Annotated in this window: 26 protein-coding genes; 7 read left to right on the top strand and 19 right to left on the bottom strand. The window is 70.2% G+C overall.

Annotated elements, in window-relative coordinates; all coding sequences use genetic code 11:
- Window positions 1-34 precede the first annotated feature (34 nt).
- The 8 genes from MYSTI_RS01255 to MYSTI_RS01220 all read right to left on the bottom strand — a co-directional run bounded on the left by MYSTI_RS01255 (window position 35) and on the right by MYSTI_RS01220 (window position 7,994).
- Window positions 35-643: a TIGR02265 family protein gene (locus MYSTI_RS01255; protein ID WP_015345875.1), complete on the bottom strand. Its 609-nt coding sequence runs from the start codon at window positions 641-643 to the stop codon at window positions 35-37.
- 257 nt (window positions 644-900) lie between these two features.
- The gene (locus MYSTI_RS01250; protein WP_015345874.1) at window positions 901-2,061 is read right to left on the bottom strand and encodes a pyridoxal-phosphate-dependent aminotransferase family protein; all 1,161 of its coding nucleotides are present in this window, start codon (window positions 2,059-2,061) and stop codon (window positions 901-903) included.
- Between the two features lie 85 nt (window positions 2,062-2,146).
- A complete protein-coding gene (locus MYSTI_RS01245; protein WP_015345873.1) occupies window positions 2,147-3,535 on the bottom strand; it encodes a M20/M25/M40 family metallo-hydrolase in 1,389 nt (462 codons plus the stop codon).
- A gap of 19 nt (window positions 3,536-3,554) precedes the next feature.
- Window positions 3,555-4,460: a zinc metalloprotease gene (locus tag MYSTI_RS01240; RefSeq protein WP_015345872.1), complete on the bottom strand. Its 906-nt coding sequence runs from the start codon at window positions 4,458-4,460 to the stop codon at window positions 3,555-3,557.
- A gap of 221 nt (window positions 4,461-4,681) precedes the next feature.
- The gene (locus tag MYSTI_RS01235) at window positions 4,682-5,860 is read right to left on the bottom strand and encodes an MlaD family protein (RefSeq protein ID WP_015345871.1); all 1,179 of its coding nucleotides are present in this window, start codon (window positions 5,858-5,860) and stop codon (window positions 4,682-4,684) included.
- Window positions 5,857-6,678, bottom strand: coding sequence for an ABC transporter ATP-binding protein (locus MYSTI_RS01230; protein ID WP_015345870.1), 822 nt, complete (start codon window positions 6,676-6,678; stop codon window positions 5,857-5,859). Before MYSTI_RS01230 ends, MYSTI_RS01235 begins: the two co-directional genes overlap by 4 nt.
- 6 nt (window positions 6,679-6,684) lie before the next feature.
- Window positions 6,685-7,497: an MlaE family ABC transporter permease gene (locus tag MYSTI_RS01225; protein WP_015345869.1), complete on the bottom strand. Its 813-nt coding sequence runs from the start codon at window positions 7,495-7,497 to the stop codon at window positions 6,685-6,687.
- Window positions 7,494-7,994 carry a hypothetical protein gene (locus MYSTI_RS01220; RefSeq protein WP_015345868.1) on the bottom strand — a complete coding sequence of 167 codons (501 nt, stop codon included), beginning with the start codon at window positions 7,992-7,994 and terminating at the stop codon, window positions 7,494-7,496. Before MYSTI_RS01220 ends, MYSTI_RS01225 begins: the two co-directional genes overlap by 4 nt.
- Window positions 7,995-8,359: 365 nt before the next feature.
- On the opposite strand from MYSTI_RS01220, the gene MYSTI_RS01215 reads away from it, so the two are divergent.
- Window positions 8,360-8,755: a hypothetical protein gene (locus MYSTI_RS01215; RefSeq protein ID WP_015345867.1), complete on the top strand. Its 396-nt coding sequence runs from the start codon at window positions 8,360-8,362 to the stop codon at window positions 8,753-8,755.
- Window position 8,756: 1 nt separating this feature from the next.
- On the opposite strand, the gene recF is transcribed toward MYSTI_RS01215, so the two are convergent.
- Both recF and MYSTI_RS01205 read right to left on the bottom strand, forming a co-directional pair.
- Window positions 8,757-9,896, bottom strand: a complete 1,140-nt coding sequence (gene recF, locus MYSTI_RS01210) for a DNA replication/repair protein RecF (protein WP_015345866.1) — start codon at window positions 9,894-9,896, stop codon at window positions 8,757-8,759.
- A 57-nt stretch (window positions 9,897-9,953) separates the two neighbouring features.
- On the bottom strand, window positions 9,954-12,014 hold the full coding sequence (locus MYSTI_RS01205) for a sensor histidine kinase (protein ID WP_144369956.1): 2,061 nt from the start codon (window positions 12,012-12,014) through the stop codon (window positions 9,954-9,956).
- A 95-nt stretch (window positions 12,015-12,109) separates the two neighbouring features.
- Between MYSTI_RS01205 and MYSTI_RS01200 the strand changes: the two genes are divergently transcribed.
- Entirely contained in the window at window positions 12,110-13,222 is a 1,113-nt protein-coding gene (locus tag MYSTI_RS01200; protein WP_015345864.1) for a DNA alkylation repair protein, read from the top strand.
- Between the two features lie 7 nt (window positions 13,223-13,229).
- On the opposite strand, the gene MYSTI_RS01195 is transcribed toward MYSTI_RS01200, so the two are convergent.
- Both MYSTI_RS01195 and dnaN read right to left on the bottom strand, forming a co-directional pair.
- A complete protein-coding gene (locus MYSTI_RS01195; RefSeq protein WP_015345863.1) occupies window positions 13,230-14,444 on the bottom strand; it encodes an ATP-binding protein in 1,215 nt (404 codons plus the stop codon).
- 142 nt (window positions 14,445-14,586) lie between these two features.
- Window positions 14,587-15,693: a DNA polymerase III subunit beta gene (gene dnaN, locus MYSTI_RS01190; protein ID WP_015345862.1), complete on the bottom strand. Its 1,107-nt coding sequence runs from the start codon at window positions 15,691-15,693 to the stop codon at window positions 14,587-14,589.
- Window positions 15,694-15,949: 256 nt separating this feature from the next.
- Here dnaN and MYSTI_RS01185 point away from each other — a divergent pair, with 256 nt between their 5' ends.
- Window positions 15,950-16,447 carry a DUF6748 domain-containing protein gene (locus tag MYSTI_RS01185; RefSeq protein WP_015345861.1) on the top strand — a complete coding sequence of 166 codons (498 nt, stop codon included), beginning with the start codon at window positions 15,950-15,952 and terminating at the stop codon, window positions 16,445-16,447.
- Between the two features lie 7 nt (window positions 16,448-16,454).
- On the opposite strand, the gene MYSTI_RS01180 is transcribed toward MYSTI_RS01185, so the two are convergent.
- The 3 genes from MYSTI_RS01180 to MYSTI_RS01170 are packed head-to-tail and all read right to left on the bottom strand — an operon-like array spanning window position 16,455 to window position 18,330.
- Window positions 16,455-17,036: a hypothetical protein gene (locus MYSTI_RS01180; protein ID WP_015345860.1), complete on the bottom strand. Its 582-nt coding sequence runs from the start codon at window positions 17,034-17,036 to the stop codon at window positions 16,455-16,457.
- A gap of 5 nt (window positions 17,037-17,041) precedes the next feature.
- Window positions 17,042-17,848 (bottom strand): anti-sigma factor, encoded by an 807-nt coding sequence (locus MYSTI_RS01175; RefSeq protein WP_015345859.1) that lies wholly within the window; start codon window positions 17,846-17,848, stop codon window positions 17,042-17,044.
- Window positions 17,845-18,330, bottom strand: coding sequence for an RNA polymerase sigma factor (locus tag MYSTI_RS01170; protein ID WP_015345858.1), 486 nt, complete (start codon window positions 18,328-18,330; stop codon window positions 17,845-17,847). Before MYSTI_RS01170 ends, MYSTI_RS01175 begins: the two co-directional genes overlap by 4 nt.
- Window positions 18,331-18,717: 387 nt before the next feature.
- Here MYSTI_RS01170 and MYSTI_RS01165 point away from each other — a divergent pair, with 387 nt between their 5' ends.
- On the top strand, window positions 18,718-19,425 hold the full coding sequence (locus MYSTI_RS01165; RefSeq protein ID WP_015345857.1) for a hypothetical protein: 708 nt from the start codon (window positions 18,718-18,720) through the stop codon (window positions 19,423-19,425).
- A gap of 162 nt (window positions 19,426-19,587) precedes the next feature.
- Here the strand turns inward: MYSTI_RS01165 and MYSTI_RS01160 are convergent, their stop codons facing one another.
- The 4 genes from MYSTI_RS01160 to MYSTI_RS01145 form a co-directional block, all read right to left on the bottom strand.
- Window positions 19,588-19,953: a helix-turn-helix transcriptional regulator gene (locus tag MYSTI_RS01160; RefSeq protein WP_015345856.1), complete on the bottom strand. Its 366-nt coding sequence runs from the start codon at window positions 19,951-19,953 to the stop codon at window positions 19,588-19,590.
- 353 nt (window positions 19,954-20,306) lie between these two features.
- Entirely contained in the window at window positions 20,307-21,689 is a 1,383-nt protein-coding gene (locus tag MYSTI_RS01155) for a HAMP domain-containing sensor histidine kinase (RefSeq protein ID WP_015345855.1), read from the bottom strand.
- The gene (locus MYSTI_RS01150) at window positions 21,686-22,414 is read right to left on the bottom strand and encodes a response regulator transcription factor (protein ID WP_015345854.1); all 729 of its coding nucleotides are present in this window, start codon (window positions 22,412-22,414) and stop codon (window positions 21,686-21,688) included. The genes MYSTI_RS01155 and MYSTI_RS01150 overlap by 4 nt, the downstream gene beginning before the upstream one ends.
- A gap of 189 nt (window positions 22,415-22,603) precedes the next feature.
- Window positions 22,604-24,124 (bottom strand): acyl-CoA synthetase, encoded by a 1,521-nt coding sequence (locus MYSTI_RS01145; protein ID WP_015345853.1) that lies wholly within the window; start codon window positions 24,122-24,124, stop codon window positions 22,604-22,606.
- A gap of 200 nt (window positions 24,125-24,324) precedes the next feature.
- On the opposite strand from MYSTI_RS01145, the gene sitA5 reads away from it, so the two are divergent.
- The 3 genes from sitA5 to MYSTI_RS01130 are packed head-to-tail and all read left to right on the top strand — an operon-like array spanning window position 24,325 to window position 26,094.
- On the top strand, window positions 24,325-25,275 hold the full coding sequence (gene sitA5, locus MYSTI_RS01140; protein WP_015345852.1) for a SitA5 family polymorphic toxin: 951 nt from the start codon (window positions 24,325-24,327) through the stop codon (window positions 25,273-25,275).
- Complete coding sequence (locus MYSTI_RS01135) at window positions 25,272-25,625, top strand: CdiA C-terminal domain-containing protein (protein WP_015345851.1); 354 nt, start codon at window positions 25,272-25,274, stop codon at window positions 25,623-25,625. Before sitA5 ends, MYSTI_RS01135 begins: the two co-directional genes overlap by 4 nt.
- A gap of 19 nt (window positions 25,626-25,644) precedes the next feature.
- Entirely contained in the window at window positions 25,645-26,094 is a 450-nt protein-coding gene (locus tag MYSTI_RS01130; protein ID WP_015345850.1) for a SitI3 family protein, read from the top strand.
- The last annotated feature ends 6 nt before the right edge of the window (window positions 26,095-26,100 follow it).

Genomic DNA, 26,100 nt, shown 5'->3' with positions numbered 1-26,100 from the left:
CAGCCGCGGCGGGCCCTCCCTCCCGCCGCGTCCGCTACCGCCAGGACATCTCGTACTCGCTCTCCAATAACGCCACCTGCCGGCCTCGCACCCGCACGTCCCGCGCGCCCACCGACTCCAGCGCGCCCCGCAGCACCCCCACGTGGTAGACGGCCGGCATGAAGTCGCGCCGCATCACGAAGCGCACGCTGCGCTCCCCCGTCCACTGCGGGTAGCGCTCGCCGTAGCTCACCGCCATGCGGTACGCGTCCCCCATCGCCTCCACCAGCGTCCGAGGACTGCCCATGGTCTCCGCCAGCAGCTCCCGGCCGAACAGCGAGGACAGGAAGTCCACCGACGCCTGGGCCCCCATGCGAAGGAGCACCTCGTCGAAGCCCCGCGAGCCCGGCCCCAGCAGCCGCGCCGCCGTGGACACCATCCGCAGGTAGCGCGACACCGGGTACAGGTGGAAGGGGTTGATCTCCCACACCCCCGCCACGCCCTTGCACCGCGCCACGGCACCCTCGCCTCCCAGGCACGCGATGACGTGCAGCGCGCCCTGGAAGAACATGCCCCGCGCCTGGTCGTCGTCCGTCGCCGCCAGCCGCCGCTGCTCCAGCTCCCACGCCGCGCCACCGCCGCTGACTTCCGTGCTCACGTACATGGTCGTCTCCCCGAGGGGACTCGCGCTGCATCGGCCCAGGGGACTCATCCAGCCCTCTTCGCGTTTTTCAGAGATAACTGGACTCCCCCCACTTCCTAGTTGGCAACCCTCTCATATTTTTCCACCCTTGTCGAAGGGTTCGAGCCGACCCCGAAGAGAGGGCAGGGCATCGTTCAGCATCCGAAACCCTTGGATTCCGGACACTTTTCTCCCGAGGGGCGGGCCCCGGGAGGAGAGGACGCAGGAGGTGCGGGGTGCTAGCGGGAGGTGAGGGAGGACTCGGCGGCGGAGAGGCCCGCACCGGGCTGGAAGCGGTGGCCGGAGGCGGCGAGTGCCCGCTCCACGGCCCCCACGGTGGCCAGCAGGTCCGCGGGACCCACGCGGTTCATGTGGCCCACCCGGAAGTAGCGCGCCTTGAGGTCCGGGTGGAGCCCGCCGGCCACCACCACGCCCTCGGTCTTCACGCGCCCCACCAGCGACGCGTCCACGCCCTCCGGGTAGTAGACGGCGCTCAGCGTGTTCGCCGTCACGGCCTCGGACACGGGCAGCATGCGCAGGCCGAGCGCGGCCCACGCGGCGCGGAAGGCCCGGGCCATGCGCTGGTGGCGGGCGAAGCGGGCCTCCAGTCCCTCCGCGAGAATCAGCCCCAGGCTCACGTCCAGCGCATGGACGAGGTTGACGGGGGGCGTGGCGAAGTACGCGGGCTTGCCCGCCTCATAGGCCTCCATGATGGGGAGCCACTCCGCGAAGTCACAGTACACGCTGGCCACGGGCGTGCGCCGCTGGCGCCACGCCTCCATCGCCCGAGGCCCCACGGTGAGCAGCGCCAGGCCCGGCGGCACGCCCACCGCCTTCTGGCTGGCCGTGAGGTACACGTCCGCGCCCCACGCGTCCTGGTGGAACACCTCGCCCGCGGTGGCGCACACGCCATCCACCACCGACAGCACGCCGAACTCGCGCGCCAGGCGCGACAGCCCCTCCACGGGGGCCAGCACGCCGGTGGACGTATCCACGTGCGTGACAGTCACCACCTTGAAGCCGCCGCGCTCCAGGTGGCCCTTCACCTCGGCGACCGACGGCGCGTCTCCGGGCGCCGCGCGCACGTGCGTCACCTTGGCGCCATGGCGCTCGAGGATTTTCGCCATCCGGTCGCTGAAGTAACCCGTGTTCACCACCAGGGCGGCGTCCCCGGGCTCGACGAGGTTGGCCACGGCCAGCTCCATGGCCAGCGTGCCGGAGCCGGAGATGACGAAGGGCTGCGCGCCGGGGGCGAGGCTCACCTCGCGCAGCCGCTTGAGCGCGCGGCCGAAGAGGGAGATGAAGGCGGGGTCCGTGTGGCCAAGCGTGGGGGCTCCCAGCGCTTGCAGCACCTCCTGCTCGAACTCCACGGGCCCCGGAATCATCAGCAGGTCTCTCACGGCGTCACCGCTCCTCGCATGGCTGGGGCCCGGCGTGGGCCTCGAGCGCATCATGCGTCACGCCGGGCACTCTACCTCTCCGGACTCACAGCCTCTCGAGCAGCTCGCGCAGGATGGAGAACCCCTGACGGAAATCCCCCAGATGGGCCTGCTCGTTGGGCGCGTGGTAGTACTTCATCTCGCCGAAGCCGGTGATTTGAACGTCGCAGCCCTGACGTTGCAGGTCCCTCACCAGCGGCAGCGAGCCGGTGAGCGAGAAGGGCTGCGCGTCCACGCCTCGCACCGCCTTCATCGCGTCCTTCAGCGCGTGGAGTCCGGGCGAGTCCAGGCGGCAGGCGATGCCCTCCGTGCCGGAGCCCTGGAAGTGGAACGACAGCGTGCCGCGCTTGCCGTCGGCGGTGCGCGTGCGCGGAAACCCCGCGGGCACGTCGCCGCGCTCCAGCCTCGCGTCCAGCTCCCGCACGAAGGCCTCCGTGGCGCGCCGCACCTCGGCCAGGTCGTGGAAGGGCGTCAGGCGGATGTCGCCGCGCAGGGTGACGTCCGCGGGAATCTTCGTCTCCTTCGTGTTCGCGGCCTCGACGACGGTGGCCTTGAGGCTGGAGGTGGCGAGGAAGCCCCAGCGCTTCTCGTCCTCGGAGGGCGGGTAGTGCGCATGGAACCAGCGCGCCAGCTCCAGCGACGTGGCCATGGCCAGCTCCAGCGCGTTGACGCAGTTCTGCGGCATGCCCGAGTGCCCGCCCACGCCGGTGACCTTCAGCTCCCACTGGCTGATGCCCCCGGTGCCCAGCGTGGGGCCGAAGTTGGCGCTGTCCAGCCAGTACACCGGCTGCCCGGAGAGGTCCTTGAGCCGCCCCTGCTCCGCGACGTAGCCCAGGCCCAGGCCCGGCAGGTCGGAGGACTCCTCGTTGGCGATGAGCACCACCTTCAGCGTGCGGCGCGGGCGCGTGCCCGTCTCCGCCAATTGCGCGAGCAGGTCCGTCGCCACCGCGACATGGCCCAGGCAGTCGGTGACACCGCGGCCGTAGAGCAGCCCGTCCGGGCCTTCCCACAGCGTGAAGGGGTCGTGCTCCCAGCCTTCGGACTGTCGGTCCGCGGGGACCACGTCGAAGTGCGCGCCGACGAAGCCCACCGCGCCTTCCCCCGTGCCCTTCACGGTGAGCACCAGGCTGGGGCGGGACTCGTTGCCGGGCGAGGCGAGGGACTCCGCATGGATGAAGCCGCTGGCGATGTGCGGCGCCAGCGTGTCCAGCACCACCTGGGCGGCGAGCCGCTCCTGGGGCACCATCCCCGCGGACGGGTTGTTCTGCAATCGGGGCGTCAGGGCGATGAGGCGCCGGAGGACGTCCAGGAATCGGTCTTCACGCAAGGCGAGCGCGGTCATGGGCGCGCGATTGGAGCCCAGGTGTCCCGCGAGGGGATACATAAAAACGACGACGCCGAGGCGTGAGGAGCGCCCCGGCGTCGAGTGCTTCATGACGTCACCGCGTCTGGCTTCAGCGGTAGGTCAGCGCCTGCGAGTCCATGCGCGCCACCTGGCCCGCGGTGAACGAGTTCATGCAGGAGTCGTCCGTGTAGTCCATGAAGTTGGTGATGGGGTCCACGCCGGCGGCGGAGCAGGTGTTGCGGCCGGTGGGGCAGCCGAAGGCGGCGGAGGCCTCGGCGGGGGTGTCGCTGACGGAGTCACCCGGGTTGGCGCAGCCGCCCTGGAACGTGTGGTACAGGCCCAGCCAGTGGCCGACCTCGTGCGTGCCCGTGTCGCCCAGGTTGTACGGCGCGGAGCTGCCGCCCGGCACGCTGGAGTGCAGAATCACGACGCCGTCCATGATGGGGTTGCTGGCGTAGCTGGAGGGGAACGTCGCCCAGCCCAGCAGGCCGCCGCTCGGGGCCGCGGAGTAGATGTTCAGCGCGTTCTTGCCGCCCTTGCGCAGGGCCGTCTTCACGGCGCGCTCGGTGGTCGTGTTGCCGATGCCCGTGAACCAGCCCGAGTTCGTCGTGCGCGTCGTCGCCGTCAGCGTGAACTTGAACGGCGTGTTCGCGTAGGCCGCGTTCAGCACGTTCATCTGGTTGGTGATCATGGCGGTGGTCAGGTCGCCGTTCGCCACGCCCGTGCCCTTGTTGATGACATGGAAGTAGACGGGGATGGTCACCGAGCCGTTGGGGCGCGCGTACGCGGACACCACGCGCTCCTGCGAGTAGCGGAGCTCCATGTCCGCCATCTCCTCGTGCGTCGGATTCACGCGACAGCCGCGAGCCTCCAGCACCTGCTGCGTGGGCTGCTCCTCGCCCGCGGGCGGCTTGTCTCCCTGCGACTCCGGGGCGTTGTTGGAACAGCCGGACAGGGCAACCAGGGCACCGACGACCACGGCGAAACGACCGCTGCGACGCACGACACTGGACATTCCCGACTCCTCGGAAAATGCGGGGGAACCAGAATATTCATGAATGATTTCCCTTACGTCAAACGGGTCACAGAAGCCCCGTCCTGAAGGGACTTGCCGAAACCTCTCGGCTCGCCGCGTCACGACTGTGCGCAATCCAGCCCCCCCTCGAGCAAGCCCAAGGGACTCTTCTCCAGACCCACGTGGGACTCACCAACCCCGCGTGTCTGCCATTGCCCAGCTCACTCCGTCGTCGGCACGGGCGGTGTCTGCGAAGGCGCGCTCGGCGGGTCCACGCGTTTGACCTTGCCCATCTGGTCCAGGTCCTTGCGGTTGTCCAAGGAGAAGCGGACCAACGTGCGCAGGATGCGATTGCGCTTCACGTTGCCCAGCACCTCTCGCAAGTCCTCATACACGGTCGGGTCGGTGATGAGCCCTCCCACCGTGCCCTCCCCCTTCGCCACCGTCGCCGTGATTCTCTTCAGGTCCGCCGCCGCGCTGCCCAGGTCCGCGAACATCCCGCGCGCGTCCCCGTACACCAGCTGGTGCACCGCCCCGTTCTCGCTCTTCTTCGCATCTTCAATCAGCCCCGCCAGCTGCCCCGCCGCCTCTCCCAGCTCACGCAGCGCCGTGGCCCCCTCGTCGCCGTAGATGAGCGCATGCGCGGTGCCATCCCCCGAGCGCACCTCCGCGAGCAGCGCCTCCAGGTGCCCCACCGCCCCATCCACCCGCTGCGCCGCGCGCGACGCGTTCGTCACCAGCCCGCGCACCTCGCGCCCCGCCTCCTTGTCGTAGATGAGCGCGTGCAGCACGCCGTCCCCGTTCTCCACCTGCTCCAGCAGCGCTCGCAGCGACGAAAGCCCCCGCTGCACGTCGGCGACCATGCGCGGGTCCCCATACGACTGCACCGTCTTGAGCAACGACTCACTGATGGCCACCGAGTTGTCCATCACCTTGCTCGCGCCGCTGAGCAGCGTGGACAGGTCTCCTCCGGTGATGGCCACCATCTCCCCGCCCGGCTCCAGGGGCGGCGCGGTGGGCGTGCCCAGCGAGATGTCCACCGCCTTGTCCCCCAGCACGCCCATGCTGGTGAGCTGCGCGGTGGAGTCCTTCTTCACGCGGTCCTGATAGCGCGCGGCGACGCGCAGCTGCACCTCCAGCCGAGGGTCCTGGGGGTCCTGGGAGAAGAAGATGCCCGTCACCTTCCCCACCTCCAGGCCCCCCAGCCACACCGGAGACTTGTCGCTCAAGCCCTGCACGTTGGGGAGGAACACCCGGTAGGTCACCTGCTGCTGGAACAGCCGCGACTCCTGGCCGATGAAGAACACCACCACGCCCGCCACCACCAGGCCCATCGCCACGAACAGGCCGGTGCGAATCGCCAGCCTCCGCTCGTTCGAGGTGGAGGTGAACAGGCTCATGACATGGCTCCCGGCTCCAGCTCCACGCGGCGCGCATCCAGGAACGCCCGCACCTCCGGCACCGTGGAGCGACGGAACTCCTCGCGCGTCCCCACCTGGACGATTCTCCGCTCGGCCAGCATCGCCATCCGGTCCCCCACCGCGAACGCGCTCACCAGGTCATGCGTCACGACGATGGAGGTGCTTCCCAGCTTCGTCTTCATCGAGTTGATCATCGCGTTGATGGACTGCGTCGTGACGGGGTCCAACCCCGTGGTGGGCTCGTCCCAGAGGATGACCTCCGGGTTGGTGGCGATGGCGCGCGCCAGCCCCACCCGCTTCTTCATGCCGCCCGACAAGTCGGAGGGCATGAGCTGCTCGGTGCCCGGCAGGTTCACCAGCGCCAGCTTCTCCGCCACGCGCTCACGCACCTCGTCCGGCGACATCTCCGGGAAGTGCTCGCGCAGCGGATAGGCCACGTTCTCCCCCACGCACAGCGAGTCGAACAGCGCCGCGCCTTGGAACACCATCGCCACGTGGCGGCGCACCGGGATGAACTGCTCCTCCGAGAAGCCCGTCACGTCCTTCCCCTGGAAGACGATGCGTCCGGCGTCCGGCCGCTGCAAGCCGATGAGGCACTTGAGCAGCACGCTCTTCCCCGTCCCGGAGCCGCCCAGCACCACCAGCGTCTCCCCCGCGCGCACCTCCAGCTCCAGGTCGTCATACACACGCTTGGTGCCGAAGCTCTTCTTCAGGTGCTCGAAGTGGATGAGCTGCTCACCCGGCGTGGGCCGCTGGAACTCGAACGTCGGCGCTTCTCTGCGGCGGAGGAAGGGCATGGCGCGTCACAGGTACAGCGTCACCTTCGTGATGAAGAAGTCCGCCAGACACACCGCCACGGACGTGATCGCCACCGTCTGCGTCGTCGCGCGGCCCACGCCCTCCGTCCCGCCCTCCACCGTCATGCCCTTGAAGCAGCCCACCAGGCCGATGATGAGCCCGAACACCGCGCCCTTGAAAACGCCGGACACGAAGTCCTGCATCAGCACCGAGTCCAGCGCGCCGCGGAAGAAGAGGTTCAACGAGATGGCGTACTGCGCCTTCACCACCAGCGCGCCGGCCACCAGCCCCACCACGTCCGCGAACACCGTGAGCACCGGCATCACCAACAGGCACGCCAGCACCCGAGGCACCACCAGCTTGCGCAGCGGGTCCGCCCCCAGCGCGCGGATGGCGTCCACCTGCTCCGTCACCGTCATGGAGCCCAGCTCCGCCGCCATGCCGCTGCCCAGCCGCGCGCCCACCGTCAGCGCCGTCAGCACGGGCGCCAGCTCCCGGAACAAGGTGAGCACCACCACCCGGCCCACCGTGTACTGCACGCCGAAGCGCGCCAGGAAGTAGCCGAACTGGAGCGAGATGACCAACCCCGCGAAGGTGGCCGTCAAGAGCGCGATGGGCATGGAGCGCACGCCCAAGGACTCGACATGAAAGACGAACGCGCTGACGTTGTAGGGCGGCCTCACCGCGCGGCTGAGCACCTGCCCCGTCATCACCGCCATCGCCCCGAGCGACTCCAGCCGCTCCTTCACCCGCTCCACCAGCCGGTGGCGCTCCGAGGGCGGCAGGACGGTGGCGCCCGCTTCGACCGAAGGGCTCATCCCGGGCGCTCCGCCTTGAAGCCCGCGAGCAGCGCGTCGAAGTCCGGCATCCGCTCCTCCGCCATTCCCGGGGGCGCGACGTAGGTGAAGTCGAAGACACAGTTGTCCTTCTTCAACACCACCAACTCCAGCTCCACCGGCACCCCGTCCATCTTCGCCAGGAAGCGGCTGCGCAGCGCCTCGCGCCCGTCCAGCATGATGAGCCCTTGAGACACCTCCTGGCGCGCCGTGAAACCCATCAGCAGGTGCCGCGTGAGCACCTGCAGCGGCGGGTCATCATGTCCCTTGCACGTCGCGTTGACGGAGAGCGCGCGGCCCGTGCCCGCCTCGGAGAAGGCCAGGTCGTTGTCCTCCAGCCAGACGCGATTCCACGTCTTGGGGAGCGGCCCCACGCGGTAGCGCACCTCCGGCTTGGACAACACGGAGTCCTCGAAGGTCACCCGGTGACAGCCTCCCAGAGAGGCCAGCACCACGAGCAGCAGCGTCATCCTCTGCATGGCACCGTTCTCTTCGCCTTGTCTCTTCCGGCCCCTGCGGGCCAAGTCATGCGTCACGCCCGACGACGCCGCAAGCAATTCCGCGCCGTCTTGAAACGTCCACCCCCACGCCCTCTCTCCCACCCCGGGATGACGAGTAGCGGACACCAGACCTTCAAGGTCCCACCGTCACCCACGCCCCGCGCGCCGGCTATTCCCCCCGCCGGGACGGGCACGCTCGTCCGCCCCGTCCACAATCAATCTGGCCCGTCTTGCTCGATTGGGGAGTCCCCGGGTGCGATTCGGGTTCGCATGTTCGTTACAGCACCCCACCGGGACGAGGAGGCCAGGCGAGACGCCCACCCGACGAGGCGCGAGGAGGTCACATGGACGGCGGTCTCGCGGTGTTCGGCTTCGGTCTCTTCCTGCTGTCGATTGCCGCCTTGTACGCGCGCACCGGCTACTGGATGGCGGTCTCCGTGCTGGTGCTCTCGCTCATCTCCATGGGGATGGCGTTCAGCGAGTCCAAGAAGCTGCGCGCGCTGTCGCTCGGCTTGAGCATCGCGCTGCTGGCGCTGGCGACGGTCGGCCTCGCCGTGGGGACGGTGTGGTGGCTGCCCTTGGCCGCGTTCCTGTTCGCGGTGGCCTACGCCGTGCTCTGGGCCGAGTACCGCTTCGCCTTCTTCGGCAACGTGAAGCAGGCGGACCTGCCCGCGCACCACGCCTCGTCCCGGCGGATGCACATGCACTGGCCCTGGCAGCGGCGCCGCCCGGTGCCGTGAGTCAGCCCGCGTCGGGGGTCCGCGGCTCCGTCAGCGACACCTGCCCCGTCGCCACGGAGAGCCACAGCGTGTCCTCCGCCGCCGCGCCGCGCACCAGCGAGCCGTCCGTGGTGGAGAGGAAGACCTGCGCGCCGCTCCGCGACAGGTAGTCCATCAGGTAGGCGTTGCGCTCCGGGTCCAGCTCGCTCGACACGTCATCCAGCATGAGCAGCGGCAGGAACCCCATGCACGTCTGGAGGTTCTCGATTTCAGCAATCTTCCAGCCGAGCACCAGCGCGCGCTGCTGTCCCTGGCTCGCGTAGGCCCGCGCGCTGCGCCCCCCCAGCGTCACCGACACGTCGTCCGCGTGAGGTCCCACGGAGGTGAAGCCCCGGTCCGAGTCGCGGCGCAGGCGCTCGCTCAGCGCCTCACGCAGGGCCAGGGCGAGCGCGGCCTCGTCGGCGCCGGCGAAGTCTCCGCCCAGGTGCGCGGGGTGATAGCCATACGTGGCCGGGTCCACCGTGCGGCCGATGGAGGCGAAGGTCGCCTGGGCGCGCGGCGCCAGCTCCGACATCAGCGCGCGCCTGCGCGAGTAGATGCGCGCGCCCGCCTTCGCGAGCGTCTCGTCGTAGGCCCCCAGGTAGGCCGGGTCCACCGCGCCGCCCTCGCGCAGCAGGCGGTTGCGGTTCTTCAGCGCGCGCGCGTACTCCCGGCTCTCCCGGAGGTAGGCGGGGAAGCGGTTGAACACCGCCCGGTCCAGGAAGCCGCGCCGGGAGTCCGGGCCGCCCTTCACCACCTCCAGGTCATCCGGCGTGAAGGCCACCACGGACACGCCGCCGAAGTACTCCTCCAGGCTGGGCGCCTTCTTGCCATCCACGAAGGCCTGTCGCGTGCCGCCGCCCACCTCCACGGCGATTTCGCGCTCGGCGCCCTTGAGGAGGAAGCGGCCGCTGACGCGGGCGCCGTCGGTGCCCCAGCGCACCAGCTCCGACAGCCGCCCGGCCCTCAGCGGCTTGAGCGTGGCGAGGAAGTAGAGTGCCTCCAGCAGGTTCGTCTTGCCCTGCCCGTTCTGCCCCACGGCGATGGTGGCATGGGCACTGGGCGCGAGCGACACCTGCGCGAGATTGCGGAAGTCTTGGACGTGGAGTGCGAGGAGGCGCACGGCGCACCCCGTATACCCGCGTCCGCCGCTCCCCGCCACAGCAGCGGGCAAGGCCCGTCAGGACGCCAGCTCCTTGATGGCCTTGATGGCCACGGCCACCGGCCCGGACGGACAGAGCGGCAATTCCACCGTGAAGGTGGCCCCCGCCCCCAGCGCGCTGTCCACGTGGATGACGCCCTCCATGGCCTCCACCAGCGTGCGGGTGACGTACAGCCCCAGGCCCAGGCCACCGTAGTTCCGCTCCGACACGGCCCGCTCGAACTTGTGGAAGATGCGCGCCTGGGCCTCCGCGCTGATGCCGATGCCCTCGTCGCGCACGCGCAGGCGCGCCCGCCCCTCCTCCACCTCGACGTGCACCCGCACGGGATGGCCCGCGCCGTACTTGAGCGCGTTGGACACCAGGTTCGTCACCACCTGCTCCAGCCGCATCCGGTCCCACGCGCCGACGATGACGTCGGTGCCGGAGACCTCCACGTCGCACTCCGCGCGCTCCGCCTCCGGCTGGAAGCGGGCGGCGACCTCCTGCACCAGCGCGCGCAGGTCCACCTGCTCGTACTCCAGATTCAGCCGCCCCGTGCCGATGCGCGACACGTCCAGCAGGCCATTCACCAGGTCCGCCAGCCGCATCACCTGGCGCAGCATGCCCTCCACGTCGCGCGCATGGCGCTGGGCCCAGTCGGAGTCCGGGTCCGCCAGCGCCGCGCGCGCGAAGGATTGCAGCCGCAGGCCCAGCACCGTCAGCGGCGTCTTCAGCTCGTGGCTCGCCACGGACAGGAACTCATCGCGCACGCGGATGGCGTCCTGGAGCCGCTGCTCCACCGACTTCAAGCGGGTGATGTCCAGGAAGGGCAGGAGCGTCACCTCGGGGTGCCCGTGCATCGCGGGCAGCACCTCCGAGCAGATGCTCAGCACGAACTGGCCCGCCTTCGTGTGCCACATGACCTCCATGCCATCCAGCCGCTCGCCTCGCGCCGCGCGCGCGGAGGGCAACAGCTCCGGCCCCAGGCGGCGGCCCTGCATGTCCGTCACATGGAAGATTTCGCCGTACTCGGAGGCGGAGACGTTGGTGGGCATGGGGCCGCCGTACAGCCGGTCCGCGGCGTCGTTGGAGAAGGTGATGACGCCGGTGTTGGGCTCGGCCATCACCACGGGCATGGGCATCAAGTCCAGCACCGCCTCCAGCCACCGCTGCTGGTGCTCCACCGCGTGGCGGGCCAGCACCTGCTCGGTGACCTCGAAGGCAAACGTCACAATCCCATCCACCCGGCCCTGCTCGTCGAACAGCGGCTCATGAGAGAGATTCCAGTACCGCGTCTCCACATGGCCCTTGCCCGCGTAGTCGATGGTCAACGCATACTCACGCGCCACCACCCGCTCCCCCGTCTTCATGACATTCAGACACAGCGTCACCAGGTCCGGGGCGATGTCCGGGACGGCGTCCAGCAGCCTGCGCCCCACCAGCTCGCGCCCGCCCAACAGCCGCTTGAGCAGCGGGCTGGCGAACTCGAAGCGCAGGTCCTGACCGCGCAGCAGGTCGATGGCGAGCGGGGCCTTGGTGAGCAATTGATACAGGCGCCGCCGCTCGAGGTGCTCGGCCTCTCGCGCCATCAGCTCCGCCGTCACGTCCTTGTAGGCCAGGGCGATGTACTGCACCTCGCCCGCGTCGCACGCGAGCGGGAAGCAGGTGCAGGAGATGGCGATGCGGTGGGCCTGCGTCACCTCGATGTGCTGGAGCTCCTTCACGTCGTACCAGATGGTGGGCGTCTGGACCGTCTCCCCCTCGAAGGCGCGGTGCAGGAGCAGGTCCAGCCCCATCTTCGCCACCAGCTCGTCGCGGAAGAGGCTGTACTCGGGCGGAGGCACCGAGCCGAACATCGCCCGGTACGCGGGGTTGCTCAGCCGACAGTGTCCCTCCCGGTCGAAGATGGCATACGGCACCGGCGAGTGGAGGAAGAGTCCTTCCAATAACGCCAGCGGGTCCGACACCGATGCGAGCTGTTCGCGCAGCGGGGAGACACCCGATGTGGGACGAACGGCGCGATTCGCGCCGTCACCCCGGCTTCGTCTTACCGCGCCCTGCTTCGCACCCCGAGGGCCCCGGCCCTTGCGTGTCGCCACGACTCATACGCCTAGCAAAAGGGAGTCTTTCAGGGCAGCGAGGAAAGGTGCGACACGTCTTGTGGGTTACGTCTCGACGGGCTTTTGTTGACGCCATGGCGGAGCCCCTCAAGTTCTTCTTCGATGCCCAACTGGTGGAGCGATTGGGCAAGACACTTCATCACGCACATCCAGCCTTCCCGCTCGCGACCTTCGTGCGCGAAGCCAGACAGGATTTGGAGGAGCACGAGCTCATCGGCCGGGCCCAACACATCCGTCAGGCCATGCACCGCGCGCTCCCGCGCGACTATCCCCAGGCCGTGGACATTCTCATCCGCTCACTGGGTGAGGAACGAGAGGTGGACCGGGTGGGCGGCATGGCCGTCTTCTTCTACCTGCCTCACACGATGTACGTGTCGGAGCACGGGCTCGGGCACTTCGAGGAGTCCATGCGCGCGCAGCATGAGCTCACGCGGCGCTTCACGGCGGAGTACTCCATCCGCCCCTTCCTGGAGCAGCACCCGGAGCGGACGCTGACGCGGCTGCGCGAGTGGACGAAGGACCCCAACGCCCACGTGCGGCGGCTCGTCTCGGAGGGCACGCGTCCACGCCTGCCGTGGGCCTCGCGCCTGCGCGCGTTCCAGCAGGACCCGCGTCCGGTGCTGGCGCTGCTGGAGCTGCTCAAGGACGACCCGGAGCTGTACGTGCGCCGTTCGGTGGCCAACAACCTCAACGACATCGGCAAGGACCATCCGGAGGTGTTGGTGAAGGTGGCGAAGGCGTGGATGAAGGACGCCACGCCGGAGCGCGAGTGGGTGGTGCGCCACGCGCTGCGCTTCGCCATCAAGCGGGGAGAGCCCGCCGCGCTGGAGGTGCTGGGCGCGAGCAAGCCCACCGGCATCGAGGTGCGCCCCACGGGCATTCCCAAGCGCGCGAAGGTGGGCGGCGCCATGGACCTGCGCTTCGTGGTGGTCAACCGCTCCAAGCAGTCCCAGTCGCTCGTGGTGGACCTGGCCGTGCACTTCATGAAGGCGCGCGGCGAGGCGCCTCAGCCCAAGGTCTTCAAGGTGCGCGAGCTGACGCTCGATGCGGGACAAGAGGCAGAGGTGGGCAAGCGCGTCTCGCTGGCGCAGCTCTCCACGCGCCGCCACTACCCGGGCCCCCACCGCATCGAGGCCCGCATCAACGGCCTGGACCTGCCGCTGGGCGAAGTCGACGTGGTGGAGTGACGCGCGCCTACTCCTGACGCGAGGCCGCGTTGCGCGCGGCCCGCACCAGGGAGGCCAGGTCCTTCACCTCGGGCCCCACGTCGTCGGAGGCGCGGTGCCGCGTGTGCTCCGGTGAGAACAACCGCGCCGGCGTCTGCGCCTGTCCGCGCAGCAGGATGAACAGGCGCAGGGCGTCGCGAAGCCGCTCCACGTCCGCGCCCTCCTCTCCGCCGGCCCGCCGCGCCGCGGTCCACAGCCGCGCCCACGCGGCCTCTTCGTTCCACGTCCCGGAGGGCCGCTCACGAGACAGCCGCGCCAGCTCCGCGGCCACCTCGAGCAGGCCCGCGCGCGCCTCGCTGAAGGACTCGCTCGCGACAAGCCCGGGCCCCGCCTCTCCGCCCCCGCGCGTCCACGCCCCCTCGCGCTCGGCGAGCCACGCGAGCAGCTCCGGCACCTCCCCGTCGCGAGGCACCAGCGGAGACAGCCGCTCATCCAGCAGCACGCGCGCCCGAGCAAGCGCGACGCCGTGCCAGAAGGCCGCGTGCAGCAGCAGCTCCGGTCCGCTGCGGGGCACGTGCAGCGGCGCACGCGAGGCCCGGCGCTCCAGGAAGGTCTTCACCCGCCCGCTGGTGTCGAAGTGCTCCAGCCGGCCCCACAGCGCCGCGAGCGCGGCCTCGGCCAGCGGGAAGGCGCGGCGCAGCTCCCCCACCTCCGCTGCGTCGAAAGGCCAGGCCCCCGAGGAGACCGGCCGCTTGAAGATGCGCTCGAACACCTCCGCGGCGGCGCACGCCGCGCGCAGCTCCGGCAGGTTGCGCGGCAGCAGCTCGAGGGCGCGCGCCCAGGTGCGCCGCCCCAGGAGCGGCCCCGCCTCCAGCACCACCTCCTCCAGCCGCAGCAGCGCCTCCGCCAGCGGCACCGACGCCTCCGCGCCCGGCAGCCGCTTGAGCACCAGCCGCTCCACGGCCTCGCGCAGCCGCTCCACCTCCGACATCAGCTTCACGGGCGACGCATCACGCGGCCACCCCTCCGCGGCGGCGCGCCGCTTCAGCGAGGCCAGCGTGGACTCCACCTCCGGCTGCGCCTGCGCCACCTCGCGCAACAGCTCGAAGTGGGCGCGCACCCGGTCCCTCCAGAAGAACGCATCCAGCATGCCCCGCAACGTCCCGTAGCGGAGCCGCGCGGACTCCAGCAGGTCCGCGCGGTCCTCCAACCGAGCGCTCAGGCTGTCCGGGGGCGAGGCCACGCCCGCACTCTACCGGAAGCCCCTCCCGCGCCTCGCGGCCCGAAAGGCCCACGCCCCTGGTCACCACCCCACAAACACGAAGCCCATGCGCTCCGAGGGGAGTCGCATGGGCCGGGTAGAGCGAGGCGCCGGGAGCGGCGGCTCAGACGCGCATGGGCATGACGACGGCGGTGAACGTCCGGTCGCCCGGGGCGTGCAGGACACCGGGGCTGTGCTCATCCCCCAGCTCGAAGCTCACCTCGTCCGTCTCCGTCACCATCAGGACATCCGTCAGGTAGCGCGCGTTGAAGCCCACGGTGATGTCGTTGCCCCGGTAGGCCAGCTCCACCACGTCGCGCGCTTCACCCAGGTCCGGGTTGCTCGCGGTGATGACCAGCTTGTTCTCCTCCAGGCCGATGCGCACCGCGTTGCTCTTGTCCGCGGACAGCAGGGCGATGCGCTTGAGGCCCTCCAGGAAGCGCACCTTGGGGACGAGGACGACCTTCTCGCCCTCCTTGGGAATCACGCGCTGGTACTCGGGGAACTGGCCGTCGATGAGGCGCATCACCATCGTCAGGCCCGGCTTCTTGAACAGCGCCGAGTTCTCCGCGAAGCCCAGGTGGCACTCCGCATCCGGGGCCTCGTCCAGGAGGCGCTTGAGCTCCATCAGGCCCTTGCGCGGGATGATGACGCCGCTCTTGAGCTTGAAGTCCCCCGTCAGCTCGCGCTCGATGAGCGAGAGGCGGTGGCCGTCGGTGGCCACCATGCGGACCTTGCCGCTGGCCTGCGGCTCGAAGAAGACGCCGTTCAGGATGTAGCGCGTCTCGTCGCTGGAGATGGCGAACTGGGTCTTCTTGATCATCTCCAAGAGCGTGCTGCCGCCCACCTGCACCAGCGGGGCGTTCTCTTCCTTGGGCAGCTTCGGGTACTCCTCCGCGGCCATGCCCACGATCTTGAAGTGGGCGGAGCCGCTGGAGATGTCCACGTAGTTGTTCGCCAGCTTCTTCAGCGTCACCTGCGCGTCGGGCAGGTTCTGGACGATGTCGAAGACGTACTTGGCGCTGAGCGTGACGGCGCCGGGCTTGATGACCTCGGCGGGGTGCTCGGAGACGATGCCGATGTCCAGGTCGAACGCGGTGACGGTGATGCCACCCTTCGTCGCATTGACGAGCACGTTCGCGAGGATGGGCATCGTCGTCTTGCGCTCCACGATGCCTTGGGCACGATAGAGGGCCTTCTTCAGCTCGTCGGCGGCGATGCGGAATTCCATCGGAGGGCGTCCTTAAAAGTCTCGGCCCCGAGGAGCCGATCAGGGCGCCGATGTAGCCCGTGACATGGGGAGCGTCAACGACGCCAGCACGCCCCTTTCGCCCTCGGCCCCCCGGGTTGAGACTCCCAGTCACGCTGTACGGGCATTCAGGCACCCCCAGTCCAGCTGACCTGCGGTCAGCCGAGTGTGCTGGCCCTGGGCCCCCGGGCAGTGGACACTGGGGGTCTCGCCTCCTTCTTGGAGCATGGAGCCACCCATGAACGTCCGTCCGCTGTTGCTCGCCGCCCTCGCGCTGGGCTTCGCCGCCGGGTGCAGCAAGCCTTCTTCCACGCCGCCGACGCCGTCGAACGAGCCGGGAACCCCCTCCGCCGGGGACTCCAAGCAGCCGTCCACGCCGCCCGCGCCCAGCGGTGACCAGAGCGGCACCCCTGTCCCACCTTCCCCCCAAGGCAACACCAACGAGGTCAAGATGGGTGAGAGCACCGTCTACATCGTCAAGGACAGCGGCATCCGCTGCATCGCCCCGCCCTGCCCGTCCTACAACGCCTTCCTGGCGGACAAGCCGGACATGGACGCGATTCCCATCCACGAGCTGGACCTGTCCGCCGTGTCGGGGGGCTCCGAGCAGCAGCTGGAGTCGCTGATGCAGCGCACCGTGGCGGGGGGCCTGAAGATCCAGGGCGTCCTGGAGACGCGGCCCAAGGCGGGCCCCGCGGGCGACGCCACCGTGCTGCGCGCCACCAAGGTGGAGTAGCCCCGCGTCAGAAGTGCATGCCCAGCTGGAGGCCGGGCCAGTGCTGGATGCGCTGGTCCGCCTTCGGGTGGCTCTCGCTCACGGACATGCGCGTCACGGAGTCGAAGTCCGGCTGGCCCCACACGTACCAGAGGTTGTAGGTGGGCCCGATGAACAGGGCGAAGCGCGACACCACCTGCACGCCCAGCATCAGGCGCAGCTGCCCCAGCACGTTGCCCCCGTCACCCTCCAGGGGCTTCTGCACCGGCTGCACCGCGCCCCCGGTGATGTCCAGGTCCAGCCAGAGGCGGTGCGACAGCACCACGTGGCCGCCCACCCCCACGCCGAAGTTGAAGCGAGCGTCCTTGCGGCCGCCCGGCTCCAGGCCCGCGAACAGCGTCAGGTAGAAGGGGCCGCCTCCCACCTTCACCGCCAGGTTCGCGAGCTGGATGTCGCTGGCCCACAGCTCCATGTGGACGTTGCCGCGACGCAGGCCCCGCTTGCTCGACGAGGCCTCACCTTCGTCCAGCGCGAGGGGGCTCGTCGCCTCGACCTCGGCGGCGGCCGCCCCCGCCCACAGCCACAGAGCGAGAAGGGCGAAGGGTTTCATCACTTCTACTTTTGAAGCGTGAAGGACACCTGCGTCAAGCCCTCGGGCAACGAGAGCGCCCCGGTGTGAGCGTCAGGGGAGGCCGCCAGCTTCCGGGCCGCCTCCACGATGGGCTCCACCTCGAAGGGCTGCTCGGCGGTGATGAAAAAGAAGCGCTCGAAGCCCGGCGCGTCATCCAGCTCGTACGCCCCCGCCAGCCGGTGTGTCCCCGACGGGGCCAGCGCCGCGGCCTCCACGCCCTGCTCCGGCGTGTGCAGCGTGACGGAGCCACGCCCGTCCACGGAGAGGATGACGCCATGCGTGCGGCCGGCCGCCACGTAGGCCAGCTGCACCACGTCACCGGCGGCGGCGGTGGCGCCATCCGCGAGCACCTCATCGCCGCGGCCCTGCTGACGGTGGACCTCCAGCTTGGGCGTCAGGCCCTTGGAGCGGGTGGGCTCGGTGCCCAGGCCCGCCACGGGCCCCGTCCCCGGGTCCTCCAGCGTGGCCGAGTCCGGCTGGACCACCACGAAGAGCGCCAGCGCGGCGAGCACCGGCACCAGCCCCAGGGCCGACGTGAACCACGGCGAGCGGGCCGGCGCCTCCTTCTTCACGGAGGCACGGCGCAGGCGCGCCTCCACCTCGTGCGTCACCTGCGAGGGCGGCAGCCGCTCCAGGGTGGCGGCCGAGTCCGCCTTCAGGGCGGCGAGCCGGGCGGGGCCGTCCGACTCCTGCTCCAGGCGGGCGCGCGCGGCGGCCAGCTCCTCCGGGGGAAGCTCCCCCAGGGCGATTCGCTCCAACAGCCAGTCCGGAGTGCGTTGTGGGGAAGTCATGCGGCCTCCAGTTCCAGCTCTTGCAGCACCGACGTCAGCGCCCTCAGGCGCTTGCGCACACCGGAGACGGACAGGCCCACCTCGCGCGCCGTCTCCTCCAAGGTCATCCCATCCACCAGGTGCAGCACGGCGATGTCCCGGCTGGACGCGGGCACCCGGCCGAAGAGCCGGTCCAGCATCCCCCGCGCGCTGGCGCGGGACTCCGTGTCGTCCGTGGAGGCAATCTGCAGCACCAGCTCATCCTCCCGGTCCTCGGGCCGGCGCTTGGCGCCGCGCAGCCGGTTGAGACACACCGTGGTCGCGATGCGATGCAGCAGGCTGGAGGGAGCGGCATCCTTCAGCGCCCCCTGGTAGCGCAAGAGCTGCACGAACACGTCGTGCATGGCGTCCACGGCCTTCTCCTCGTCACGAAGGAGGAAGCGGCAGCGCCGGAGCACCTGGGGGCCGTATCGGCGGTAGTAGGCCTCCACATCGATAGACACCGGCGTCGCGCCTCCCTGTTTCGCGGAAAGGAACACCGGTGCCCCGGAAAACTGTCACCGGCCTGTTCCGCCTCTGTCCCTACCTCGATTCCGCCCTCCGACCCAACCCCACTCCACCCGCACGCTCCGGCAAAAACGACAGGCCCGTCCGCCCGCCGGGCAGTCGCCTTCGCCTAGAGTCAGTGTCAGGTTGTCGATGAAAACCTCCCGTCGTCAGGGCCCCTGACTGTCGCAAAGCCAGCCCCCATCACTACCTTCCGGTCCTTTTCCTTCCGCGTGCGCGTGACATCCGTGACTGAAGACCGCATCCCCCATCCGCTCGCACGCGACGACGGCCCGCCCCGCGCACGGTCCGCCATGCGCGCGCCCAGGGGTTGAGTCATCGACATGGAGCCGCCTCTCAGCCGACAGGTGGAAGCGCGCGCCGACGTGCTCGTCCAGGCCACCCTGGAGGCCCTGCACCAGGACCCGTTCTGGGAAGCGCGTGAAGGCGCCGAGCGTGCCCGGCTCCAGGGCGCCGAGGACGTGCGCGCCCACGTGCGCCACCTCGTCCAGTCGCTCGACGCGCACCAGCCCTCCATCATGGAGAGCTACGTCCACTCGCTGCGCGCCCTGCGGATATCCCGGGGCCTGTCCACGCTCCACCTCGACACGCACTTCCTCCGGCTGGGCGCCGCGCTGGAGGCCCAGGGGTTCGGGCCCGGCACCGAGCCCCAGGAGCACCTCCGCGTCGCACGGGAGGCGCTGCACTACCCCTCCGGCCTCGCGCGCCGGCTCCAGGACGACGCGCCCGAGCTGTCCCACGCCGCCACCGCGCGCCTGCGCTTCTACCTCACGCCGGAGGACCTGCCCCGGCTGGAGGAGGAGCTGCGCCTGCAGCTGTCCTATCTCGCGGATGCGCTCGACGAGGGCCGGCCGGAGGTGATGGCGGACCACGTGCGCTGGTACGTGGGCTTCTGGCCGCGCAGAGGCTTCGGCCTGCTCGCCTTCACCACCGTGCTGGGCATGCTGAAGGCGGTGCTCGCGTCCCGCCACCCGCAGGCGCGCCTGCTGCTCGCCACCGCGGGTGTCTCCTGGGAGGAGACGCGCTCCTGAGCCTCCCGCCGCGGCTGACCAGCGGCGCTTCACGCCTCGACCGCGGAGACGAGGGGTCCTGCGCCGCGGGGGGCGTGGAGCCCGACGCGGGGGGTGAGGTGGGAGGTGAAGGGTGAATCAGAGGTCGGGCGCGGGCCGGCGCCCTTCAGCCGGGCAGCGCGCTCAGCGCCGGCCCAGGGCGTTGGCCACGAGCCCCAGCAGCTTCACGTGGGGGGCTTCGAGCTGACGCACGGTGCGAAGCAAGCGACGGACTTCAGGTCGCTCGGGAGGAGATGACGACGGCTCGCTGGAGCGCGTGGGCGCGGCGCCATGCGCGGCGAGCCCCAGCAGCTCATCCGCGGAGACATGCAGCTCATGACACAACTTCAGCAATGTCTGCACACTGGGCAGCATGCCTCCTCGCTCCAGTCGCCCATACACCTCCGTGGCCACGTCGATGCGTTCGGCCACGTCAGCTTGAGTGAGCTCCAGCCGCGTCCGCGCGGCTCTCGCCGCCGCTCCGATGGTGGTTGCCAGTTTCTTGTCCATGCCTTACCGACCCGAAACGTTTGGCCGACGGCATAGGACGTATAGAGGCAGACAGACAGAACTTGTCGGGTCAGCCTCAAGTTGTTCACCCAGCGGGTTACCGTCGTAGAGGGAGACTTTCGGGGTTCGGAGGGCCTCTTCACCCCACCCTTTTCCTCGACGGAAGACCCGTCTTCCAGGCGCTCTCCGGCCCCCTGAATCCAGAGGAAGAGGGCCTGGAGGGGGACGACCTGAGACGTCGGGCGGCAATTTTCCTACGGTGCCGGAGAGTCCTACCGCCAGGGCCGCCCCCCAGGGTTGTATCCCCGTTCCCGCGTGTCGACATGCGGCGGGTGGAGTCGCCGGAGCCCGTGTCAATCCAAGGCGCGTGAGGGAGGCGTCGGCACGGGCAGGTCGATGCGCGCGGTGGTGCCCTGGCCCGGCGTGCTCTCCAGCGTCAGCGTGCCGCCGTGTGCGTCGACGATGCGGCGGGCCAGGGCCAAACCCATGCCCACGCCTCCGGTGCGGCGCGCGCGGCTGCGGTCCGTGCGGAAGAAGGGCGTGCCCACGCGCGACAGGTCCTCCGGCTCGATGCCGATGCCGTCATCCTCCACCTCCAGGGAGAGCTTGCCCGTCGCGCCCACGCGAGCGCGCAGCCGCACGGGGGAGACGGGTTCGGAGTACTTGCCCGCGTTGTCGAGCAGGTTGTCCAGCGCGCGCCGCAGCAGCACCGGGTCCGCGTCCAGCGTGGGCATCATCCCGTCCAGGCTCACCTCCAGCACGCGCCCGGGCCTCGAGGTGCGGAAGCGCGAGGCGGCCTTCTCCACCAGCCCCTGGACCTCCACGCGCTCGGGCCGCAACGGCGGCGTGCCCGTGTCCTCCGAGGCCAGGTCCAGCTTCGAGGTGGTGAGCACGTCCTCCACCAGCCGCTCCAGCTCGGCCAGGTCCTCGGTGATGTCCGCGAGCATCTCCCGCGCCATCGCCGCGTCGCCCTCCTCCGCCAGGTCCAGCGCCACGCGGATGCGCGCGAGCGGCGTGCGCAGCTCATGGGACACGTTGGCGAGCAGCTCCGTCTGCGAGCGCAGCAGGTGGGTGATGCGGCCGGCCATCTCGTCGAAGGCCTCCGCCACGCGGCCCAGCTCGTCCCGCCGGCGCAGGCCCGTGCGTGTGTCCAGCTTGCCTTCGCCCAGCTCTCGCGCCACGTCCGCCAGGCGCTGGAGGGGCAGGGCCAGCATGCGCGCCAGCGCGAACGAGGTGATGGCCGTCACCAGCACCACCGCGCCCACGAAGAGGGCAATCTTCCCCCGCGCGGGCTCGGGGGTCCGGGAGACGATGGTGGCGTAGGCCTCGATGGGGCCCGTCTCCGGGATGGGCAGCGTGAAGGCGTGCGGGGCGCGGCCTCCCGTGCGGTGCTCGCCCCTCGAGGCCAGCACGTCCAGCTCCGACGGCGTCAGCATGGGCGCCGGAGACGAGGAGTTGGTGGCGATGAGCCGCCCGGACACGTCCCGCAGCGTCACCCGGGCTTCGAGCAGCCGCGCGGCCCGGTCCAGCGACGCCTGGAGCGCCACGGGCTCATCCCGCAGCTCGCCCCACTCCCGGATGTTGTAGGCCGCCTGGCGCTGGAAGCCGTGGCGCAACGGCCGGTCGAGGAGGAGGTGCCGGGCCAGGTAGAACGAGGTGATGACCAGCACGAACTGCGCGAGCCCCACCAGGTAGATGCGAAGCAGCAGCCGGCCGGGAGTCCGGGGACGGCTCACCCCTCGCCTCCCAACGCGAGCATGTAGCCCGCGCCTCGCACCGTCTTCAGCAGCAGGGGGTTGCGCGGGTCGACCTCCAGCTTCTGACGGAGCCGGAAGATGTGCACGTCGACGGAGCGGTCGAACACCTCGTCGGAGCTGCCCTTCACCAGGTCCAGGAGCTGCTCGCGGCTGAGCACCCGGCCGGCGCGCTCGGCGAGCACGCGCAGCAGGCTGAACTCGTACGTCGTGAGGTGCAGGGGCTTTCCATCCAGCGTGACACGGAGGTTGCGCGGGTCCAGCACCAGGCGCCCCGTCTGCACCGGCTGCGACGGCGGGCCCGTGCGGCCTCGGGCGCGGCGGACCTGGGCGCGGATGCGCGCGAGCAGCTCCCGGGAGGAGTAGGGCTTCGGCAGGTAGTCGTCCGCGCCGGTCTCCAGGCCGAGCACGCGGTCCCCCTCCTCGGCGCGCGCGGTGACCATGATGATGGGGACGTCGGTGCGGCCGCGCAGCTCGCGGCAGACGGCCAGCCCGTCGCGGCCGGGCAGCATCAGGTCCAGGAGGATGATGTCGAAGACGTGGCGTTGGGACTCCAGCAGCGCGTCGTTGCCCGTGGCGGCCACCGTGACGACGAGCCCATGCTCATGGAGATATCGAGTGGTGAGGCGGGCCAGTCGCTCGTCGTCCTCGACGAGCAGGACCTGGATGGTGCCTTCCTCCAGGCCGGTACGGTTGAGCTGCTCCATGCGCGTGCGCCTCCGACGTCCAAGGTCCTTCGCACCCAGAAGGTAGCAGCCAGGGGCCGTCGCCCGGGAGCGAGTGGCCCCAGGCCCGCGCTCCCGCCGGGCCATGAGGAGCCCCGGCGCCTCCGAGGAGCCGCTGGGCGCGCCCCTCGTTGATGACGAATTATGACGGACCTGGAAGAAGAGAGTGCCTCAGGGCGCACCCTGCGTGGCGGTCAACGCGCGGCGGTCCACCTTGCCCGCCGAGGTGCGCGGCAGGGCGTCGACGAAGCGCACCGAGCGGGGCGTCTTGTAGCGGGCGAGCCTGCCTTCACAGAAGGCGAGCAGGGACTCGGCGGAGGGCGCCGTGCCGGTGCGAGGGACGACGATGGCGCGAGGTGTCTCGCCCCACTTCGGGTCGGGCACGCCGATGACGGCGACCTCGGAGACGTCGGGGTGGCCCGCGAGGACGCTCTCCACCTCGGAGGGGTAGATGTTCTCGCCGCCGGAGATGATGAGGTCCTTGCCGCGGCCCACGATGCGGAAGCAGCCGTCCTCGTCGCGCAGGGCCAGGTCGCCGGTGCGCAGCCAGCCGTCGGGGGTGAAGGCGCGAGCGGACTCCTCGGGGCGGCGCCAGTAGCCGGCGCAGACGTGAGGGCCTCGCAGTTGGAGTTCGCCCACGTCGCCGGGGTGCTGTTCGTCCTCGATGCGGGCCTCGACGTGGAAGAGCGGCACGCCGACGAAGCCGGGCTTGCTCCGCACGTGGGAGGGCGGGAGCCAGAAGTTGTTGGGGCCCGCCTCGGTGAGGCCGTAGCCGGTCTTGAAGGCGACGCCGCGCGCGAAGAAGCGCTCGAACACGGGCAGGGGGCAGGGGGCGCCGCCGCTGACGAGGAGCTTGAGGCGGGAGAAGTCCACGGAGTCGAAGCGCGGGTGGCGCTGCATCTCGATGAACATGGTGGGCACGCCGAAGACGAGGCTCACGTGTCCGGGGTGGACGAGGTCGAAGAGTTGCTCGACGTCGAAGCCCTTGCAGACGACGGAGGCGCCGCCGGCGTAGACGAGCGGCAGGGTGAAGACGTTGAGGCCCCCGGTGTGGAAGAGGGGGGCGTTGAGGACGGCGACGTCGTCGGGGGTGAGGCCCCAGCTCACGACGGTGTTGGCGGCGTTGGCGGTGAGGGAGCCGTGGGTGAGGACAGCGGCCTTGGGGAGGCCGGTGCTGCCGCCCGTGTAGCAGAGCACCCAGGGCGCATCGGCCTCGAGCTCCAAGGCGGGGAGCGGGGTGGAGGGCGCGTGCTCGCGCTCGGAGAAGGCGTGCTCACCGGGGCCGGCGGACTCCACGCAGAGCCAGTGGCGCACGGAGGGCGCGTGGGAGCGCACGGTGTCGACGAGCGCGCGCAGCTCCGGGCCGTAGACGAGCACGGAGGGCTCCGCGTCCGCGAGGATGCCGACGAGCTCGGGAGGGCTGAGGCGCCAGTTGAGGGGCTGGAGGAGGGCGCCGAGCTTCGCGCAGGCGAAGAGCAGGTCGAGTGTCTCGACACGGTTGTGAGCGAGGACGGCGACGCGCTGGCCGCGTTGGACACCGAGGACGTGGTGCAGCCAGGCGGCGGTGCGCGAGGCGGAGTCGTTCCACTCGCGATAGGAGATGCGGCGCCCCTCCCGGGTGGCGTCGACGAGCGCGAGGTGTTCCGGGTCCAGGGCCGCGCGGCGGGCCAGCCAGTCATGGACGATGGGCATGGCCCGCACGGTAGCCGAGCGCTGGGAGCGCGTCCCGCCCGCGGTGAGCCACGGGCCGAGCAAGCGCTCGGGGCGTCATGCGCGAGGACCTGGACGACGTGGGCCTCGCTGTCGAAGCCGCTGGGGACAGGCCGTGAGCTGCCCATGGAACCCGCGGCATCCTGGACGCATCCGACCGGAAGCGTGTCTTCTCCGTGGAGATGGATGCACGGTTCCGGCTCGCCCTGCGCAAGCCGGAGGGGGGCTGGATGTCGCGCTTGCCTCATTCGGGATGGCTGTGGATGGGGCTGCTCCTGGCCATGGGGTGCAGTGGAGCTCCGCGCATCGTGCGCCTCGAAACAGGAGGAGGAGCGCCACTCACCTTCATCCCTCGGCCAGCAACGCCAGTGGAGGTGGACGCCGACGATTTCGAGGAGGCCCTGGCGCAACTGGCCCGCGACGTCCCTGCGCCCACGCACGGACTCGTACGACAGACATGGAGAACCAAGGGCACCCCTCCGGCCGCTGATGAACTGACCCGGTCCTACCGGCGCTGGTGCGAGCGGAAGGGGCTGCCCGGTGACTGCCTGCACCTGTTGGTCGGAGGTGGCAGCCTGGATGATGCGGGGAGGCGAACCCTGGCCCTCTCCATCGCCTTGGACTCCGTATGGGACGAGACCCTCGAGTCCTTGGAGGGCATGGCGGACCCGATGGCGGTGCGGTCCGCCATCGTGACGTCGATGGCCGTGTACTTGACGCTCTGGCTGCTGCCAGAGCCGGTATCCAAGGGCGCGGCGGCGGTCCTCACGGCGAGCCTCATTGCCTGGCTGGGCTACGACACGGTGTGGGGGCTCATCCGAGGATGGATTCGCCTGTCGGACGAGGCCGCGATGGCCACCCGCTTCGACCAGCTCCATGCGGCCGGCGAGCGCTACGGCCAGGTGATGGGAGCCAATGCCGCGCGAGTCTTCGTCATGCTGACCACCGCCGCCATCGGCAGCACGGCGGGGCTGGCCCAGAAGGCCCCCACCCTCCCTGGCTACACCCAGGCCACCGCGGTCGCGGCACGCGAGGGCGGATTCCGGCTGTCCTCCGTCATCCGAACGCAAACCCCAGTGGCCACAGGCCGCGCATCTCCCCTCAAGATGACCAGGCCACCCTCCGTTCCTTGACGAGAGAGAACGAGTCAGCGGACCTCCTGGCCAAGGCCGGATTCAAGGTCGAGCAGCGTCCTCGAGTCCCCGGAACCACGCGAGAGCCGGACTTCCGAATCGAGGGACGCATCTTCGACAACTATGCCCCGAGCACCTCGAGTCCACGGAACATCTGGGCGGTCATCAACGACACGAAGGTCAACCCCGTCGGCAAGCACCTGCAAGCCGACCGGATTGTCCTCAACCTCCGCGACAGCGGTGTGGATCTTGTGGCGTTGAAGCGGCAATTCAGCGCCTGGCCGATGCCGAACCTCCGGGAGGTCATCGTCATCACCCGGGAAGGAAGTATCGTTCCATTCTGGCCGTAGAGACCTCTCGGGGCGCTCCATGTCACTGGACTACAACTTCCGCATCACCACCTCGCTGGCACCCGAGAAGGTGCTGGAGGTGGTGATGGACGCCCTCGCGCTGCGCTCGGCTCCACCTGGCCCCAGCGGCGAAGTCACAGGCCCTGGGTTCCTCCTCGCCGCCGGTCCTGTCGCGTCCATGAGCCAGGCGATGGTGGAAGAGTCGCTCGGCTTCGCGCCCTCCGTGGACCTTCAATTCTGGCTGGATGCCCGACACCGGCACGCCGCGATGACAGCGGTGCTTCAAGGAGTCCTGGCGGTCCTCCTCCACATCCCAGGTGACGCAACCCTCCTGTTTGGCGGAGAGACCGTCCTGCTCCTTCGTCGACACGGAGAACTGCTTCTCGACTCGAGCACGGGGGTCTGGACACCTGAGCGCCTGGCGCTCGTGAGTACTCCGTACGCGATGCGGGCACTCCCCACGCTCTAACGCCCC

The sequence above is a fragment of the Myxococcus stipitatus DSM 14675 genome, assembly GCF_000331735.1.
In the GTDB taxonomy this organism is placed as follows: Bacteria; Myxococcota; Myxococcia; order Myxococcales; family Myxococcaceae; genus Myxococcus; species Myxococcus stipitatus.
Note: the sequence above shows the minus strand (reverse complement) of the source record. Positions and strands in the feature narration are given on the sequence as shown.